This window comes from Citrobacter sp. TBCS-14, from assembly GCF_005280805.1.
Classification (GTDB): domain Bacteria; phylum Pseudomonadota; class Gammaproteobacteria; order Enterobacterales; family Enterobacteriaceae; genus Citrobacter; species Citrobacter gillenii.
Genome location: NZ_SZWM01001328.1, coordinates 1 through 508 on the forward strand (window position 1 = coordinate 1; position 508 = coordinate 508).

The following is a 508-nucleotide window of genomic DNA, read 5'->3' on the forward strand; positions in this document are numbered from 1 at the left end:
GAAGGAATGCCGGTGTACCGTGAAGAGATGATGATTGTCACCCCACATGGCCACCCCCCCATCAAACGGGCCAGCGATGTGAATGGTTACAATATCTATGCCTTTCGCGCCAACTGTTCCTATCGCCGCCACTTTGAAAGCTGGTTTCACGCCGATCGCGCAATGCCGGGCACCATCCATGAAATGGAGTCGTATCACGGCATGCTCGCCTGCGTGATTGCCGGGGCGGGAATTGCGCTGATTCCGCGATCGATGCTGGAAAGTATGCCGGGACACCATCAAGTTAACNAATGCCTGGCCGCTGAGTGAAAACTGGCGTTGGTTAAATACGTGGCTGGTCTGGCGTCGGGGGGCGATGACGCGACAGCTGGAAGCATTTATTGAGGTACTGGAACCTCAGCTGTCGCAAAATGCAGATTAACTGGCGAACGTCAGATGGCAAGGCAGTTGCTCAAGCTGCTGCCGCACCTCTTCATTGAGTCGCGCATCGGTCACGATATCCGTCAAC

The 508-nt window shown here is 55.2% G+C and carries 1 pseudogene; it reads left to right on the forward strand.

Features of this window, described 5'->3' with window-relative positions:
- Positions 1-421, forward strand: a pseudogene (locus FDX22_RS27655) (LysR substrate-binding domain-containing protein); the annotation flags it as partial.
- Between the last annotated feature and the right edge of the window lie 87 nt (positions 422-508).